This is a genomic window from Streptomyces sp. NPDC045778 (assembly GCF_056431945.1).
The window spans coordinates 44,092-45,712 of the sequence record NZ_JBWKJZ010000024.1; the positions used below are offsets into that span (position 1 = coordinate 44,092).

Annotated in this window: 1 pseudogene; it reads right to left on the bottom strand. The window is 73.0% G+C overall.

What is annotated here, in order from left to right:
* Positions 1-37: 37 nt before the first annotated feature.
* A pseudogene (locus AC07GB_RS27565) lies at positions 38-1,570 on the bottom strand (amino acid adenylation domain-containing protein); the annotation flags it as partial.
* Between the last annotated feature and the right edge of the window lie 51 nt (positions 1,571-1,621).

A 1,621-nucleotide genomic window follows, 5' to 3' on the forward strand; every position in this document is an offset into this window, starting at 1 on the left:
GCGCGAGCGCTTCCGGCTCGGTGCGCTCCAGGCGCAGGAGTTCGCGTACGGCCGGCGCGTGCTCGGCCGAGGGGACGACGTAGGCGACGAGGCGCTGGTCCTGGTCGTCGTAGCCGCGCACCAGGACGCGGGCGTCCTGGACGGCGGGGTGTTCGGTGAGGCGGGCCTCGATCTCGCCCAGCTCGATCCGGAAGCCGCGGATCTTCACCTGGTCGTCGTTGCGGCCCAGGTATTCGAGGGAGCCGTCGGGAAGCCAGCGGGCCAGGTCACCCGAGCGGTACATGCGCGCGCCCGGCTCCTCGCGGAACGGGTCCTCCAGGAACCGCTCCGCGGTCAGCTCCGGCCGGTTCAGATAGCCACGGGCCACGCCCGCGCCACCGACGTACAACTCCCCCACGGCGCCGACGGGCGCGGGGCGGCCGTGCGGGTCGAGGACGTAGGTGCGCAGGTCGGGGATGCGTCGCCCGATGGGGCTGACGGGCCGGTCGAGGTCGTCCTCGGTGAGCGGGTGGTAGGTGACGTGCACGGTGGTCTCGGTGATGCCGTACATGTTGACCAGCTGGGTGCTCTTGTTGACCGGGCGGCGCAGCCAGGGCTTGAGCGAGGCGACCTCCAGGGCCTCGCCGCCGAAGACGACGGTGCGCAGGGCGTGGGGGCGCGCGTCGTCGCCCTGTGCGGCGATCAGCTGCCGGAAGGCGCTGGGGGTCTGGTTGAGGACCGTCACACCCGCCTCGCACAGCAGCCGGTAGAAGTCCTCCGGGCTGCGCGTCACCGCCTGGGGAACGACCACCAGACGGCCGCCGTGCAGCAGCGCGCCCCAGATCTCCCACACGGAGAAGTCGAACGCGAAGGAGTGGAACAGCGCCCACACGTCGCGCTCACCGAAGCGGAACCAGTCGTGCGTCGACGTGAACAGCCGCACCACATTGCGGTGTTCGACCACCACGCCCTTGGGCACACCGGTCGAACCCGACGTGTAGATGACGTACGCCATGGCGGACGGCGTGAGGTCCGGTACCGACAGGTCGTCGGCGGCGCGGGCGGCCCACTGGTGGGCGTCCGCGCGGACGTCGACGACCGGGGCCTGCGGGACGGTGAGGCCGTCGGGCAGCGCGCCGTCCGTGACCAGGACGCGGGGTGCGCTGTCCGCCAGGATGTGCGCGAGCCGGTCCGCCGGGGACGCGGGGTCCACGGGCACGTAGGCGCCGCCCGCCTTGAGCACCGCGAGCACGGCCACCACCAGGTGCTCGCTGCGCGGCAGGCAGAGCGCGACCAGCACGTCAGGGCCCACGCCCAGGCCGCGCAGATGCCGGGCCAGACGGTTCGCCCGCGCGTTCAGCTCCCCGTACGACAGACGGCGGTCCTCGAACTCGACCGCCAGCGCGTCCGGGCGCCTGGCGGCGGTCTCCTCGAACCACGTGTGCAGGCACCGCTCCACCGGCTCCTCGGCGGGCACCTCGTTCCACCCGGCGAGCACCTGGTGGCGCAGAGCGTCGCTCAGGACCGGCAGGTCCAGGGCGGGGCGCTGCTCGGCGCCCTCGGTGGTGAGGGCGCCGACGAGGCGCTCCATGGCGGTTTCCAGGTAGCCGATGACCAGCTCGGCGTCCTGGGCCTGGTCGAT